10 protein-coding genes are annotated in these 15640 nt (G+C 68.4%); 3 read left to right on the top strand and 7 right to left on the bottom strand.

Annotated features, from left to right (window positions below; genetic code table 11):
- Positions 1 to 22: 22 nt before the first annotated feature.
- The 6 genes from NET02_RS04770 to NET02_RS04745 all read right to left on the bottom strand — a co-directional run bounded on the left by NET02_RS04770 (position 23) and on the right by NET02_RS04745 (position 8292).
- On the bottom strand, positions 23 to 1093 hold the full coding sequence (locus NET02_RS04770) for a hypothetical protein (RefSeq protein WP_284056231.1): 1071 nt from the start codon (positions 1091 to 1093) through the stop codon (positions 23 to 25).
- 35 nt (positions 1094 to 1128) lie between these two features.
- Complete coding sequence (gene recR, locus NET02_RS04765) at positions 1129 to 1734, bottom strand: recombination mediator RecR (protein ID WP_347711000.1); 606 nt, start codon at positions 1732 to 1734, stop codon at positions 1129 to 1131.
- A 79-nt stretch (positions 1735 to 1813) separates the two neighbouring features.
- The gene (locus tag NET02_RS04760; protein ID WP_284056229.1) at positions 1814 to 4063 is read right to left on the bottom strand and encodes an FtsK/SpoIIIE family DNA translocase; all 2250 of its coding nucleotides are present in this window, start codon (positions 4061 to 4063) and stop codon (positions 1814 to 1816) included.
- A gap of 99 nt (positions 4064 to 4162) precedes the next feature.
- Positions 4163 to 4798, bottom strand: a complete 636-nt coding sequence (locus tag NET02_RS04755) for a uracil-DNA glycosylase family protein (protein WP_284056228.1) — start codon at positions 4796 to 4798, stop codon at positions 4163 to 4165.
- Between the two features lie 76 nt (positions 4799 to 4874).
- On the bottom strand, positions 4875 to 6293 hold the full coding sequence (locus NET02_RS04750) for a phosphohexomutase domain-containing protein (RefSeq protein ID WP_284056227.1): 1419 nt from the start codon (positions 6291 to 6293) through the stop codon (positions 4875 to 4877).
- A complete protein-coding gene (locus NET02_RS04745) occupies positions 6286 to 8292 on the bottom strand; it encodes an exonuclease domain-containing protein (RefSeq protein ID WP_284056226.1) in 2007 nt (668 codons plus the stop codon). The genes NET02_RS04750 and NET02_RS04745 overlap by 8 nt, the downstream gene beginning before the upstream one ends.
- Positions 8293 to 8443: 151 nt before the next feature.
- Here NET02_RS04745 and ligA point away from each other — a divergent pair, with 151 nt between their 5' ends.
- Positions 8444 to 10507 carry an NAD-dependent DNA ligase LigA gene (ligA, locus tag NET02_RS04740; RefSeq protein WP_284056225.1) on the top strand — a complete coding sequence of 688 codons (2064 nt, stop codon included), beginning with the start codon at positions 8444 to 8446 and terminating at the stop codon, positions 10505 to 10507.
- 132 nt (positions 10508 to 10639) lie between these two features.
- Here ligA and NET02_RS04735 read toward each other — a convergent pair whose 3' ends face one another.
- The gene (locus tag NET02_RS04735) at positions 10640 to 12610 is read right to left on the bottom strand and encodes a S9 family peptidase (protein ID WP_284056224.1); all 1971 of its coding nucleotides are present in this window, start codon (positions 12608 to 12610) and stop codon (positions 10640 to 10642) included.
- A gap of 266 nt (positions 12611 to 12876) precedes the next feature.
- On the opposite strand from NET02_RS04735, the gene NET02_RS04730 reads away from it, so the two are divergent.
- Together NET02_RS04730 and NET02_RS04725 are read left to right on the top strand one after the other, a co-directional pair.
- Positions 12877 to 14934, top strand: a complete 2058-nt coding sequence (locus NET02_RS04730; protein WP_284056223.1) for a thioredoxin domain-containing protein — start codon at positions 12877 to 12879, stop codon at positions 14932 to 14934.
- 82 nt (positions 14935 to 15016) lie between these two features.
- Positions 15017 to 15538: a nitroreductase family deazaflavin-dependent oxidoreductase gene (locus NET02_RS04725; RefSeq protein ID WP_284056222.1), complete on the top strand. Its 522-nt coding sequence runs from the start codon at positions 15017 to 15019 to the stop codon at positions 15536 to 15538.
- Positions 15539 to 15640: the final 102 nt, after the last annotated feature.

Here is a 15640-nt window from a genome sequence, read left to right as displayed (position 1 = left end):
CAATCAATGCAGCACTACTCCATCAGTCCTTCGTCGCCTCGACCAGCGGGCCCGCCTCTCGCCGCATCTGCGAGTAGACCGGTACGCCTGCGGCGACAGCCTCTTGCAGATCGCGGAGCGCCCGTGCCTTCTTCGTCGCGCGGGCGCGTACCCGCTGGGCGGTGTAGCGAGCCGCCCAAACCCGCGATTCCACGGCCCGGAATCCGAGCGACTCGAGCTGTCCTCGTAGCCCCGGGGTATCGTCGGGTACCAGTGCCCAAACACGGTCGCCCTCGCGCACCCCGGCGTGCTCTAGCGCCGTGGCGACCAGGCCGGGCACCAGGCCCATCGCCTGCGGATCAGCCATGATGTCGAGCAGATGACGCGCGTGGCGAGACTTCACCTGGCAATACGCCATGCTCTGCTCGTCATGTCGCGCCAGGAAGCCGCTGACTCGCCAGCCGGCCCGGCGGCCTGGTTGCCAGGAGGCGCGCGTGCGCGACTCAGCGTAGAGCACAGGGCGCGGCGTGACCCGCTCGTACAGTCGCATGACCGACCAGGCATCGTGACTCGACTGCACGCGCACGCGCTCCCGCTCGGGGGGACCCGGCGGCCGGCCCTCCGCGAGCATGAGTGTCAGCGGGCGGAACGGCTGGAACCCGGCCCGCTGGAACGCCTCGTTCACCGGGCCTGCCGGAGGGAGCAACGCGTGCAGGCGCTTGATGCCATAGCTGCCGGCGAGTCGAACGGCCTCCTCCAGGATCGCCTGCCACGAGGTGACCGGATCGGAAACTGCCGTACCGGGGGCCACGATGAACCGCGTGATCAGCCAGTGATCCGGGCCAGGCTCGTGGACCACCTGGATCAGGCTGGCGCCGTGCTCGCGATCGCGCGAAGCGAACAAGCGGCTCGACTGGCGCCTGGCCAGTAAGCCGATGAGGGCTGCCCGGTGCACCGGCGGGCCGAGTTCGAGCGGCAAACCGAGGATGTCGACTCCCCGAGCCAGGCACCGCAGGCCAGGCGTGTGCCACGGAGCGAGCGGATACAGCCGCGGCGAGCCCCTGCCCGGCCGGTCAGGCGATGTTTGGTCTCGACGGTACCGCCAGGGACGCATCGCCGTTCCCCCTCGGTGATCACGCGGTGAACCCGCTAGAGAACCCGCCGCCCGGCCAGGGCCCGTCCGAGCGTCACCTCATCGGCATACTCCAGATCCCCACCGACCGGTAGCCCGCTCGCCGGGCGCGTCACGGTTACGCCCAGAGGGAGAAGTTGCCTGGCGATGTACATCGCCGTCGCGTCTCCCTCGATGTTCGGGTTCATCGCCAGGATGACCTCGTCCGGCCGCTCGGCTTGCACGCGAGCCACGAGCTCCCGAATGCGCAGGCGGTCGGGGCCGATGCCGTCAACCGGCGAGATCGCTCCGTGCAGCACGTGATACAGGCCGTGGTACTCGCCGGTACGCTCCAGGGCCAGCACATCCAGCGGATCCTCCACGACACAGATCGTCCGCCGGTCTCGCTGCTCGTCCTGGCAGATAAGGCACGGATCGACGTCGGTGATGTTGAAGCACACTGAGCAGAGGCTGACGCGCTCCTTCACCTCGAGGATCGCGTGCGCGAGTGCCGTCGCCTCCTCGCGAGGACTCCGCAGGATGAAGTACGCCAGGCGCGATGCCGTCTTCGGCCCAATGCCCGGGAGCTTGGCGAATTCATCGATTAGCCGGGCAACCGGCTCGACTGTAACTTTTGGTCGCACACCCACCTCGATAGCTGCTTCGCCACGCGCCCGCACCTCTGAGTATAGCAAACGCTTGACATCTCAGAGATTTCCGCGCTCAGTCTTCTTCGGCCAGGTAGACGAGCCGCCCGCGTGGCCCGTCGCCTGGACCGACGATCCCTTCCGCTTCGAGCTGTTCCATGATGCGCGCAGCGCGGTTGTAGCCGATCCGCAGGCGACGCTGCAGCATCGAGGTCGATGCCGTGCCTTGCTGGCGCACGAGCTGGCGGGCCTGCTCTAGGAGCGGATCCTCCCGGCCATTGTCGGTCTCTGCATCCTCCAGATTGAGCCAGGCGGGGTCATACTGCGGGTCGGGCGCCACCGTTCGCCAGTGCTCGACCAGATATTGGAGGTCACGGTCGTCGATGAACGATCCCTGGATCCGCTGTGGCCGAGCGGCATCCGGCGGCAGGAAGAGCATGTCGCCCCGACCGAGCAAGCGCTCCGCGCCGGGCATATCGAGGATCACCCGGCTGTCCGTCTGCGAGGTCACCGCGAACGCAATGCGCGCGGGCACGTTGGCCTTGATGAGACCGGTCAGCACGTCCACCGAGGGACGCTGGGTGGCGATGAGCAGGTGGATACCCGTCGCACGGGCCATCTGGGCGAGCCTGACCAGCAGTGTTTCCACCTCGTCGGGCGTCGTCAGCATCAGGTCGGCCAGCTCGTCGATGATCACCACCAGGTAGGGAAGCGGCTCCAGCGAGGGGTCTTCCTCCCGGCGCAGCCGGTAGCCGTCCAGGTTGCGTACCCCGAGCTTGGAGAAGAGCTGGTACCGGCGCTCCATCTCTTGCAAGACCCGGCGGAGCGCACCGACGACCAGCCCCATGTCGGTCACGACCGGCCGCTTGAGGTGCGGCACACCGTCGAATCCGGCCAGCTCGACCATCTTCGGATCGATCAAGAGCATCTGCAGCTCTTCGGGGCGTCGCGTGAGCAGGAAGGTCGCGATGATGCCGTTGATGCAGACCGACTTGCCCGACCCGGTGGCTCCGGCGATCAGCAGATGCGGCATCTTCGTGAGATCGGCCACGACATACTGGCCATTGACGTCGCGGCCCAGAGCCAGCGGCAGGTTGGCGCGGGAGCGCTGGAAGGCAGCCGACTCGATCGTCTCGCGGAGCCCGACGGTGTGGATCGTCTCGTTGGGCACCTCGATACCGACACGCGCCATGCCCGGCACCGGCGCCTCGATCCGGATCGCCTTGGCCGCCAGCGCCAGCGCCAGGTCGTTCTGCAGCTCGGTGATCCGCCGCACCTTCACGCCCGGCCCCGGCTCGAGCGTGAAGAGCGTGACGGCTGGGCCGGGATAGACCTCCCGCACGCGCGCATCCACCTTGAAGCTGGCCAGCGTCTCCTGGATCACCGCCGCCTTGCGGTGCAACTCGGCCGGGTCCGGCGCGCCGCTCTGGTAGAGCTTGAGCCTGGTAAGGTCAGGTAGCGGGGCCGGCGTGACCGGCTCGGGCAACGGCTCGGTCACCTGCTGAGGCGAGCCGCCTCCCGACGGCTCTTCGCCTGCTGCCTTGCGCCGCCGCTCGCTGCGCCCGGCCGGCTTCTCCGCCTTGACGCCGGTCTGTGGCAGCGTAATGATCGGCTGGATCTCCTTGGTCTCCCGGACCTCGCCCGTCGCCGGGCCGTCCGGCTTCTGGCTCCGGCGCTCGGCCTCAGCCGGCGCCGGGCGAGTCGCCGCACGGGCCGCCTGGCGCGCGGACTGGAGAGCCCGCCATCGGGCCGGTAGCGCGAGCAACTCGGCGCCGGTGGCGAAGGCTAGCCCAGCACAGCCGATCGCGAGCGCCAGCAGCCCGGCGCCGATCTGCCCCCCCACGAGCTGCAGAATCCCGCTCACACCGGCGCCGACGTACCCGCCCGCCTCGCTGATCCGCTCGGCGCCGCGCAGGTCGAGGAAGGCAAGCACCGCCGCAGCGTAGAGCGCCAAACCCAGGCCACGCCGCCGGCTGGCCGCGGGATGCTGGGAGAGGAGCAGCTCGCCGGTCAACCACAGCGCACACAGCGGTACCAGAAATGCGCCGCGACCGAACAGTTGCCGCAAGCCGTCGGTTACCCATCCGATCGCCCCGTAGGAGGAGCCGAGCCCGAGAAGCGCCCCGGTCATCAGCAGCGCCACGGTGAGCACCAGCAGGGCTGTCGCCTCGCGGGCCACCCGCTGCGGGACGTCGATCGGCAACAACCAGCGACGCATCTTGCCGGCCGCTTTGAACGGCGCGGTCAGTGGCATCGGGCCGGTCTGAGCGGTCGTCCCCTTCGTCCGTCTTCGCGCCTTCCCCGAGCGAGCCACCCTGTGCCGCATCACCTTTCCTGTACGTTCACTGTGTCCGGACACAGTATAGCACAGCTCCCAACGTTCCTGGCTCGCGCCGGGGCTGGCAACGGCTCTCGGAGCCGGCTGCTAGAACAGCCGCATCTGCTCCGGCTTCGGCTCCTCGGCCCCCGGTGCGTGCTGGCTTCGTCGCGCCTCCTCGAGGATCGCCGGCAGCTTGGCCATGTCCTGTTCAACGATCGACTTGAGGGCAGGCTGGTGTAACGCTGCCGCCGGGTGGTACATCGGCACCACGACATACTCCCCGAACCGGCGGGGCTGCCCGTGGATGCGCGAGATCTTCTCCGTCGGGAACCAGCGCGCCATCGAGTGACGCCCGAGCGTCACGATAACCCGTGGCTGGATCGCCTCGATCTGCTCGTCCAAGTACGGCGCGCAGGCCGCGATCTCGTCAGGCAGGGGATCACGGTTGCCCGGTGGGCGGCACTTGACCACGTTCGTGATGAAGACGTCCTCTCGCTTCAGCCCGATTTTGTCCAGCATCTCGTTGAGGAACTGCCCGGCCGGGCCGACGAAGGGCCGGCCCTGGCGATCTTCGTGCCACCCCGGCCCCTCGCCGATAAACATCACCTCCGCGCGAGGGTTCCCCTCTCCTGGCACAGCATGAGTCCGGCTCCGGTGGAGCTCGCACCTGGTGCAGACGCGCACCCGCGCCGCCACGTCTTCGAGAATCTCCTCCGGAGACCGCTCTCGTTCGCTACTCATCTACTCGACTCCATCCTCCACGCAGAGGCGCTCGCCGCCTCGACGACTCCCAAAGGATCGGACTTCGCTCCCCCTGCTACTGTTCCAGCCACTGGCGCGCCTCAGCCAGAAGCTGGCCGACCAGCTCAGGCTCGGGGGCTTCCACGTACACGCGCAGCAGCGGCTCGGTCCCTGACGGCCGGATCAGCACCCAGGCCCCGTTCTCCAGATAGAGCTTTAACCCATCGAGCCGCGACTCGTCCACTACTGCTAGCCCCGCGAGCCTGGCCGGCTTGGCCGCGCTCTGGAGCCGGCTTCGGACGGCATCGCGCCGCGCGGGCGGGAGCGGCAGATCGAGGCGACGGTAGGCCCAAGTGCCGACGATCTCTTCTAGCTCATCGAGCACCTGCGAGAGCGGCCCGCGACGCTGTCGCAGCAGGTCGAGCAGCAACAACCCGCAGAGCAGACCATCGCGCTCCGGCAGGTGGAGTGCCACCGCGATCCCCCCGCTCTCCTCGCCGGCGATGATGGCCCGGTGCTCCTGCATCGCCTTCGCCAGATAGGGAAAGCCGTTCGGAGTCTCGATGACTGTGACGCCGTAGTGCTGCGCCAGCCGATCCAGCATCGCCGACCCATTCACCGAGCGCACCATCGGCCCTCGCAGTCCGCGCAGATCGAGGAGATAAAACGCGACGAGCGCGAACACGTGCTGCGCGCTGACGTAGGCACCACGCTCATCGATCACGCCCAGCCGGTCGCCGTCGCCATCGAACGCCAGGCCCAGGGTGGCCCGCCCGTCGACGACCGCGCGCTGGAGCTTGCCGAGGTTCTGCTCCACGGGCTCCGGACCGCTGATCCCCGGGAACAGCGGGTTGTGCGCGGCATTGATCTCGACACACTTGGTCAGATCGCCGTTCAAGAGCTGCGGCAGCAGGCCAGCCGTCGTCCCGTAGAGCGGGTCGGCGATGACGGTGAAGCCCGCCGCCCGAATGGCCTCCACCGGCGCGACGCGCTCCAGGCGCTCCAGGTAGGCATCGAGGGGCCGCACGTCGGTGATATTCCCTCGGGACGGCGCCCGTGGCCCTGGCTGGCTCCGGGCGATCCGCTCTTCCAGCGCCCGGTACAGCTCCGGAGGTGCCGAGGTGCCCGCCGCTGTCTTGATCTTGACGCCGTTGTAGCGCGCTGGATTGTGCGAAGCGGTCACAACCAGACCGCCATCGGCCCCGAACTGGGTGATCACGAAGCTGACCACCGGCGTCGGTACCGGCTGCCGGCACATCAGCACGTCGACCCCCGCGAGCGAGAGCTCGTCCGCCAGTGCCTCGGCGAAGAGATCGGACGCAAAGCGACGGTCGAAGCCTAAGACGACGCGCGGGCGCCGATCCAATCCCTGCTCGTAGAGGAACTCCGCATAGGCACGCCCCACACAGCGAATCGTCTCCACGGTGCAATCATCGGCGATGATGCCACGCCAGCCGTCGGTACCGAACCGGATGCCCGAACAGCGGTCACTCACCAGTAGCCGTGTCCCCTCCCAGAACGATCGGCACGCCTGTCCCCTCTCGATCAGGCGGTGCATCTTCCTCGTCGAGCTGGCCGGCCAGCAACGTTGTCTCCGGGAGCGACCTCCCGTGCCGCACCACCTCGAGCCAATCGGGCTGCCCAGGTAGCTCGATGACGCTCGGGTGCCCGGCGTGCTGCCGCAGCCAGCGCCCGATGATATGGACTTGATCCAGGCTTTCCTGATCGACCGGCCACGAACCCGCAGCCTGTGCCCGCTCCCACGCGGCCCGCAGCCGAGCGGCGACTGCGTCGTCGCGCTCCCCTGCCGGGGCCCGAACCTGGGCCCAGAGCCGGCCATGGACGATGAGGAGGAACTCGCGGGCACCCTCCTCCGGGGAGGGCGTCACGACTACCACCGGCGCGCGGCCGACCGTCTCGTCGACTAGTTGCTGGGCCAGGATCAGGCCCTGCGCCCGGCGGATCAGGTCGCGCAGCCGGGCTGCTCGCTCGAAGTCGAGGCGCTCAGCCGCCGCCGTCAACTGGCGGTGGAGCGCGTCGATGACGTCGTCTCGCTCACCACGCAGGAAGGCCAGCAATTCCCGGACCATGCGCCGGTACTCTTCGCGGTCGGCACGGCCCACGCAGGGCCCCAGGCACCGCCCGAGCGCAAGCTGCAGGCACGGCGAGCCGTAGCTCTTCGCCGTGCGAAAGGATCGGCTGCACGTGCGCAGCGGATACACCTCATGGATCAGCTCGACCGCGGCACGGGCGGCGGCGGTGCTGCGGAACGGCCCCAGGTAGCAGGCCCCGTCATCGGCGCGCTGCCGGGTGAGGATCACCCGTGGCCAGGGATTGGCGAGCTCGACCTTGATGTAGGGATAGCTCTCGTGGTTGCGCTGCTGCGAGTTGTACGGCGGCTGGTACCGGCGGATGAATTGCGACTCGAGGAGCAGCGCCTCCAGTTCGGAGCCGGTCTCGATGGCCTCGATCTCGGCGACCGACTCGAGCAGCCCGTCCATCTTGCGCGTATAGCCGAGCGGCTGCGAGTAGTACGAGGACACGCGGCGACGCAGGTTCTTGGCCTTGCCGACGTACAGGACACGCGCCTGTCCGTCGCGCATGAGATAGACGCCTGGACGCTCCGGGATCCGCTCCAGGTGGGCACGATCGAGCAGCGCACGCCCTCGGGCCACCGCCTCGACCACAGCCGGCGCGACGCCGGCCGACGCCCGGCGCAGGCTGTCGAGATCGTGCAGGCCGTTCGCCCGGGCCCGCTCGGCGAGCGCGAGGAAGAGCTGGGCGGTCGCCTCGGCGTCGGGGAGCGCCCGGTGCCGCTGGGTTTGCGGCACCGCCAGCGCTCGGCAGACCACGTCCAGCGTCAGCCGGCCGACCTCCGGAACCAGCCGGCGAGCTAGCGGCAGCACGTCGAGCGATTCGTTCACCACCGGCGCCCGGCCGACCCGCCGCAGCTCCATGTTCAGGAAGTCCAGATCGAAGGCCAGGTTGTAGCCGATCAGCAGGTCTTCGCCCAGGAAGGCCAGGATCTGGTCAGCGACCTGTCTGAACGTCGGAGCGGTGACCAGCATCGCCTCGCGGATGCCGGTAAGCTGGGCGATGTAGGCCGGCAGGCGACGCTCGGGGTTGAGCAGGACTGCCATGCGTTCGACCGGACGGCCGTCCCGGTAGCGCACGGCTCCGAACTCGATCATCCGATGCCGAGCCGGGCGCAAGCCGGTGGTCTCCACGTCGAGCGCCACGAAGTCGACCGGGAGCGGCACCTGGTGGCCGTTTCGCCGGTCGTCGCGCAGTGCCCAGCATCCGTCGGGTCGAAGGGTGATCCGCTCATCGTCGCTCAGCACCTGGCGCAGCAGCGGCGCCCATAGCCGCTTGTTCCCCGCCGACCCGAACACGTGCCGGATCAACACGTCCTCAGGGACAACACCCCCGTGCTGCCGGATGAACCGGTAGGCGCGCTGGCGCAACTGCTCGTAGGCGACCCCTGCTTCGGCCATGTCCCGTCTTCACCTACCCGGCCAGTCTACCGTGAGCGGCGCCGAAGGTGTACGGACACTGAGTGCGCGGTATACTTCGCGGCGAAGCGCGTGCGTGATGGCGGAGCTAGTCGGGAACACCAATGCGAGCAGCGATCAGGAGGGAGCCGCGATGTCTACCGTGCCTCCCGAAGTCCGCGCCCGGGTCGAGGAGCTCCGGCGTCTGATCCATCGTTACAACTACGAGTACTACGTCCTCAACCAGCCGACTGTCAGCGACGCGGAGTACGACGCCTTGATGCTCGAGCTCCGCAAGCTCGAGGAGCAGTACCCCGAGCTTATCACGCCGGACTCGCCGACGCAGCGAGTGGGGGCACCGCCGGCCGAGGGGTTTGCGACCATCCGCCACGAGATCCCGATGCTCAGCCTGAGCAACGTCTTCGACGAGCCCGAACTCCGGGCGTGGGCCGAGCGCGTCTACCGCCTGAGCGGCCGGCGCGACATCGAGTTCGTCACCGAGCCGAAGATCGATGGGCTCGCCGTCTCGATCCTCTACGAGGACGGGGTCTACACCCGGGGCGCGACGCGCGGCGACGGCTTCACCGGCGAGGACGTGACCGCCAATATCCGCACCATCCGCACCATCCCGCTGCGGATCTATCCGCCGGACGGCACTGGATTGCCGGCAGTGCTGGAGGTTCGCGGCGAGGTCTACATGCGGATCAGAGACTTCAACGAGCTGAACCGGCAGCGCGGGGAGCAGGGTCTACCGCTGTTCGCCAACCCGCGCAACGCGGCGGCAGGCTCGCTCCGCCAGCTCGACCCGAATATCACCGCCTCACGACCACTGCGCTTCGCCGCCTGGGATATCGGCCGCTTCGAGGGCATGGCTCCGCCACCGACACACGCCGCCGTCCTCGACTACCTGCGCCAGCTCGGCATCCCAGTGGTGCCCGACTACAAGGTCTGCGCGGATGTGGACGAGGTGCTCACCGAGGTGCGACGGTGGCAGGAGCTCCGAGAAGAGCTGGACTACGAAGCCGACGGTGTCGTCATCAAGGTGAACGACCGCGCGCTCTACGAGGATCTCGGCGTCGTCGGGCGCGAGCCCCGCGGAGCGACCGCGTTCAAGTTCCCGGCGATCGAGAAGACGACGACCGTGCGCGACGTGATCTGGAGCGTCGGGCGCACCGGCAAGCTCACGCCGATCGCCATCCTGGAGCCGGTTCCGATCGGCGGAGTGATCGTCGAGCGCGCTAGCCTGCACAACGAGGACGAGATCGCTCGCCTGGGCGTGATGCTCGGCGATGCGGTCGTGGTGCAGCGCCGGGGCGACGTGATCCCCAAGGTGATCGCGGCCATCCCAGCCCGCCGCGATGGCGACGAGCGGCCGATCGTGCCGCCGGAGAACTGCCCGGTCTGTGGGGCTCACGCCGTCCGGCTCGAGGGCGAGGTCGACCGCTACTGTGTTAACTCGAACTGTCCGGCCCGGCTGAAGGCCCAGGTGCGCCACTTCGCTTCCCGCGGCGCTATGGACATCGAGGGGCTCGGCGACAAGCTGGCCGACCTGTTCGTCGACCTGGGCTTGATCCGCTCGCTCCCCGACATCTACGAGCTCGACTGGGCACAGATCCGCGAGCTGCACGGCTTCGGTGACAAGCGCGTGCAGAACCTGCGGCAGGCGATCGAGCGCAGCAAAGAGCGACCGCTGGAGCGATTCATCTTCGGCCTCGGCATCCGGCATGTCGGCGAGCGGAACGCCCGGCTGCTGGCCGAACGTTTCCGTTCGATCGACCGGCTGAAGGAGGCAAGCCTGGACGAGCTGCTCAGCATCCCCGGATTCGGCCCCACCGTAGCCCAAGCGGTGTACGAGTTCTTCCGCGAGCCCCGGAACCTGGAGATGATCGAGCGGTTCCGCCGCCTCGGCGTGAAGTTGGAAGAGGAGGCGCCAGCGCCGCGCGCGGCGCGCGGCCCGCTCGCCGGCAAGACGGTCGTGCTCACCGGCCGGTTGGAGTCGATGACGCGCTCCCAGGCCGAGGAAGCGCTACGCCAGGCCGGCGCGCACGTTACCAGCTCGGTCTCGAAAAGCACCGACATCGTCTTCGCGGGCGAAGACCCAGGTAGCAAGTACCAGCGCGCGCAGCAGCTCGGCGTCACCATCCTGGGCGAGGAGGACTTGCTGCGGATGCTGCGCGAGTCCGGCGTCTCGATCCCTGAGGCCGCCGCGGCGAGCTGACGGCTCTCTTGCACGGGCACGGCCGGCGGCCTTGTCTCCGTAGTCCCCAGACTGGCAGCCCTGGCTGAAACGTGTCCCGTGTCGCACCGCAGAGACCGCGGGCATGCCCCAGCTCCGGGGACTGTGCTCTGCCTAGGGCTCGACCCGTCCAGAGGCGAAGTTCTCGATCCGAATCGGCTCGATCTGGTCGGCAGGCGTGAAGCCGAACACCTGGGCATAGAACGAGAGCTCCGCCTCGAAGCAGCGCTGGAGCGTCTCGGCTCGGCGAAAGCCATGGCCCTCGCCGGGGAAGAGCAGGTAGGCGTAGGGCCGCCGCCGCGCCCGGAGCGCCTGCACCATCAGCTCGGCCTGTTCCGGCGGAACCACACGATCCTCGGAGCCTTGCAGCAGCAACAGCGGCGCCTCGATCCGGTGCGCGAAATGAACCGGTGAGCGCTCGCGGTAGACCTCTTGCGCCTCAGGGTACGGGCCGACCAGGCCATCGAGGTAACGCGACTCGAACTTGTGCGTCGAGCGCACGAACGCTTCCAGGTCGGACAAGCCGAAGTAGCTCGTCCCCGCGGCGAAGACGCGGTGGAAGGTGAGCGCACAGAGCACGGTGTAGCCGCCGGCCGAGCCGCCGCGGATCGCCATACGCCAGGGATGTACAAGGCCGTTCGATGCCAAGTAACGGGCAGCGTTCAGGCAATCGCGCACGTCCACGATGCCCCACTCGCGCTTGAGGCGCTCGCGGTAGGCGCGTCCGTAGCCGGTACTGCCGCCGTAGTTCACGTCGACGACCGCGAAGCCGCGGCTCGTCCAGAACTGGATGCCGACGTTGTAGTCCGGTCGCACGTGGCCGGTCGGCCCGCCGTGGCAGAAGACCAGCAGCGGCGGCCGCTCCTCGGGCGGCGCCCGAAACTCGGGATTCGTTGGTGGGTAGTAGAAGGCGTATGCCTCCCGGCCTCCATCGGTGGGAAAGACGAGCGGCTCCGGGGAAGAGATCCACTCAGGAGACAGCGGATCGGTCACGCTCTGGCAGAGTGTCGTCCACTGTCCCGAGGCGAGATCGAGCTCGACCACGGACGCTGGGAGGCTGGGCGCGCCGGCAATCAGCCACACCCGGTCGCCCCGGGCCGGGTCGCCAACCACCATCCAAATCGCTTGCCACGGCACCTCCAGGCGGCTGAGCCGGCCATCGCGCTCGACGACGACGAGCCGGTCGACACCCTGCTCGCAGATAGCGCAGACGAGGCGACCATCGGGCAGCACCGCGTAGCGCGACTGGCCGAAGGTCCAGTGCGGCTCTCCGAACTCCGCCTCGAGCGAGACGACCGCCTGCGGCTCCGAGCCGTCCTGCCAGCGATAGGGGTTCCACCAGCCGGTGCGATCCGAGAGGAAGTAGAGCTCGCCGTTCGGCCCCCACTGCGGCTGCGTGATCGACTCGCCCGGCCCACCGGCGAGCTGGCGAGCCTGGCCGATCGAGCCGTCCTCGGCTAGCTCGGCCAGCCAGAGCTCGGTGCCGTCCCAGGGCATCGCCGAGTGATCCCAACAGAGCCAGCACAGCCGCCGGCCGTCAGGGCTGATACGCGGCGCGGCGTAGAAGTCCCGGCCGGTCGCGATAACTCGCGGGGCGGCGCTAGCGTCAGTCGGGATCGTCACCAGCTCGTTGGTCACCGACCCATCGGCCTCGTGCCGCTCGCGCACGGCGACGATGAAGCGTCCACCGGGAGCGACGCGCCCGTCGGCGTAGCGCAAGCCTGCCGGCAGTGGCGGCTCCGGCGTGATCGGGATCGGGTCTCGTCCCGGATCCTGCTGGTAGAGACGCTGATCCGGAAAGTGGCTGAAGAAGATCGTTCCCTGGTGGAGGATATATGCGCCCCCGCCGTACTCGTGCACGCGAGTGCGGACATCGAATCCCGGCGGGGTAACATCGCGCGGCGGCTCCCCATCGCTGGCTCGCACGACGACAGCACGACCCTGTTCGGCCGGCCGGTTCTCGATCCACCACGTCGCCCCGGTGTCTCGTCGCAGCTCGCCCAACCGGACGCTCCCCCGGGCAGCCCAGCTCGCGGTGATCGGCGAGCGCCAGGTGCCGTACGGTGCCGTCACTCGGGAAGACATCTGAGCACTCCTCTCCGAGGGCATCGAGATCGGGAGGCTATGACCCACTCGCGTGATCCCGTCGGGATGATTCTGTCACGAGCGCGCTGAGTCTGCCATCGATGTCCGATCCCAACACAGCTCTTCTGCTATGCTTGGCCTGGACGACCCCAGCATGGCCAGCACTGGCGCGAGCTGGCGCCAGTATGCCGTGATGGCGCGGCCGACCCTCTGGCCTTGCCAGTTCAGCCTCGCGAAATCTGCTCTCGAAGAAGAGGAAGTGCCCGATGCCGAACCGCCTGCAACACGAGACCAGCCCATACCTCCTCCAGCATGCCGACAACCCGGTCGACTGGTACCCCTGGGGAGAAGAGGCCTTCCGGGTAGCGCGCGAGCAGGACAAGCCGATCCTGCTGAGCATCGGCTATTCGGCCTGCCACTGGTGCCACGTGATGGAACACGAGTCGTTCGAGAACCCTGAGATCGCCCACCTGATGAACGAGCTGTTCATCAACATCAAAGTGGATCGGGAAGAGCGCCCGGATCTGGACGAGCTCTACATGAGCGCCGTCCAGGTGCTCACTGGCCACGGAGGCTGGCCACTGACTGTGTTCCTGACTCCAGACGGCAAGCCGTTCTATGGCGGAACCTACTTTCCGCCCGAGGATCGCGGCCAGATGCCAGGGTTCCCGCGCGTCCTGCTCGCCGTGGCCGAGGCGTACCACCAGCGGCGCGACGAGGTCGAGCGGGCCTCGAGCGAGCTGGTCAAGCATCTCGAGCAGCAGTTCCGCCTGCCGCTGGAGCCCACCAGCCTGCAACCGTCGCTGCTCGACGAGGCCGCGCGGAACCTGGTACCGCACTTCGACCGCGAGCACGGCGGCTTCGGCGGGGCACCCAAGTTCCCGTCGCCGATGCCGCTCGAGTTCCTGCTGCGCACCTTCAAGCGCACCGGTGCGCCCCGGGCGCTCGAGATGGTGACGATCACCCTCGACCGGATGGCGCGCGGTGGGATCTATGATCAGATCGGTGGCGGGTTCCATCGCTATGCAGTCGATGCCGTCTGGCTGGTGCCGCACTTCGAGAAGATGCTCTACGACAACGCGCTGCTGAGCCGCGTCTACCTGCTGGCCTACCAGGCGTCCGGGAACCCGTTCTTCCGCCGGATCGCGGAGGAGACCATCGACTACGTCCTCCGGGAGATGACGAGCCCCGAGGGCGGCTTCTACGCGACGCAGGACGCCGACAGCGAGGGCGAGGAGGGCAAGTTCTACCTCTGGACGCCGGAGGAGATCGAGGACGTACTCGGCTCGGAGCAGGCCCGGGTCGTGATGCGCTACTTCGGGGTACGCCCGGGTGGCAACTTCGAGGGCAAGAGCATCCTCTACATCCCACACGACCCTCGCCAGGTGGCCGCCGAGCTCGGGCTCGAGCTCGACGAGCTCGAGCGCGCGATCGCCGATGCCCGCCGCAAGCTGTACGACGCTCGGGCTCGACGGGTATGGCCAGGACGCGACGAGAAAGTGATCGTGTCCTGGAACGGCTTGATGCTTCGCGCCATGGCCGAGGCCGCAAGCGTGCTCGGCCGTGAGGACTACGCCGCGGCGGCAGTACGAAACGCCGAGTTCCTGAGTTCGACCGTCGCGCGCGACGGCCACCTCTTCCACGTCTACAAGGACGGCCGAGCGAAGATCGAAGGGATGCTCGAGGATTACGCCTACCTGATCAACGGGCTGGTGTCGCTCTACGAGGCGACCTTCGAAGCCCGCTGGATCGCCTGGGCCCGCGAGCTGGCCGAGACGATGCTCGCCGAGTTCAGCGACCCGGAGCAGGGCGACTTCTTCGACACCAGCGTGCGCAGCGAGGCGCTGGTCGCCCGGCCCAAGGGACTCTTCGACTCCGCCACGCCGAGCGGGAACGGGGCCGCCGCCGAGGCGCTGCTGCGGCTCTCTCTGCTGCTGGGCGAAACGCGCTACCAGCAACGGGCGACGGCCATCCTCGAGCGGTACGCCAGGCTGGCCTCCGAGCATCCGGTCGGCTTCGGGCAGTTCCTGATCGCGATCGACTTCGCGCTGGGCCAGCCGTTCGAGGTCGCGCTCGTCGGTGAGCCGTCAGCTCCGGACACGCGGGCGCTGCTCCGCGTCGTACGCGAGCCGTACCAGCCGTATAAGGTGGTGGCTCTGCGGCAGCCCGGCGACGAGCAGGCCGCTGAGATCGTCCCGCTGCTGGCTCACCGGACTATGGTGGACAGCCGTGCGACCGCCTACGTATGCCGCAACTTCGCCTGCCAGCAGCCGGTGACGGAGCCGGAAGCGCTGGCCGAGCAGCTCGGCGTGGCGGTGCCATAGTCAGCGAATAGGAGCTGTCGAACCCTCGGCCTCTCTCCGAGTAAACCTGGAGAGAGGGCTTCGCTCTGGAGGCAGCGGCACCGTGGCATGGACCTACCGTCTCACGCGCTGGCGACGCGTCGTCAACGCGCTCGTGGGCGCCATGCTCCGGCTCGGCCTGCCGGTCCCACACACGTACCTGCTCACGGTCAGGGGGCGCAAGACCGGCCGGCTGTACACAACGCCGGTGACGCTGGTCGAGCGGGGCGCCCCACGCTGGCTGGTCGCGCCGTACGGAGAAGTCAACTGGGTGCGAAACGCGCGGGCGGCCGGGCACGTCACGCTCAGCCGCGGTCGACGCGTCGAGGCGGTGCGGATCCAGGAGGTTACCCCGGAAGAGGCTGCCGCGGTTCTCAAGGAGTACCTCCGCCAGGTACCGGTGGTTCGCCCCTACTTCGACGTCTCACCGGACGATCCGTTCGAGGACTTCGTCGCCGAGGCCCCTCGCCACCCGGTCTTCAGGGTTGTCGAGCCGGCCGTGGTCGAGACAACGGCACCCCGCTACGCGAGCGCGAGCCCAGCGCCTGGCTCTCACCCCGGGGACGGCGAGCCACGAGGCACGTGAGGCCCACGATCCCTGACACGTGTAGCGTCCTGTTAGTCGAGCCTGCCCTCCTCGCCTCAGTTGGTGTACAGTGGCGGCGCAGGTGCGTGCAGGAGGGAGACG

Origin of the sequence: Thermalbibacter longus, assembly GCF_023806485.1 — a bacterium.
In the GTDB taxonomy this organism is placed as follows: Bacteria; Chloroflexota; Chloroflexia; order Thermomicrobiales; family Thermomicrobiaceae; genus Thermalbibacter; species Thermalbibacter longus.
The sequence above is the reverse complement of the archived record's forward strand: the minus strand, read 5'-3'. Positions and strand labels throughout refer to the sequence as shown.

Excerpts from the sequence above, each read along its gene's own strand:
- NET02_RS04760 (WP_284056229.1), bottom strand. The coding sequence starts at position 4,063 with ATGCGGCACAGGGTGGCTCGCTCGGGGAAGGCGCGAAGACGGACGAAG.
- NET02_RS04755 (WP_284056228.1), bottom strand. The coding sequence starts at position 4,798 with ATGAGTAGCGAACGAGAGCGGTCTCCGGAGGAGATTCTCGAAGACGTG.
- NET02_RS04730 (WP_284056223.1), top strand. The coding sequence starts at position 12,877 with ATGCCGAACCGCCTGCAACACGAGACCAGCCCATACCTCCTCCAGCAT.
- NET02_RS04770 (WP_284056231.1), bottom strand. The coding sequence starts at position 1,093 with ATGCGTCCCTGGCGGTACCGTCGAGACCAAACATCGCCTGACCGGCCG.
- NET02_RS04745 (WP_284056226.1), bottom strand. The coding sequence starts at position 8,292 with ATGGCCGAAGCAGGGGTCGCCTACGAGCAGTTGCGCCAGCGCGCCTAC.
- NET02_RS04735 (WP_284056224.1), bottom strand. The coding sequence starts at position 12,610 with ATGTCTTCCCGAGTGACGGCACCGTACGGCACCTGGCGCTCGCCGATC.
- ligA (WP_284056225.1), top strand. The coding sequence starts at position 8,444 with ATGTCTACCGTGCCTCCCGAAGTCCGCGCCCGGGTCGAGGAGCTCCGG.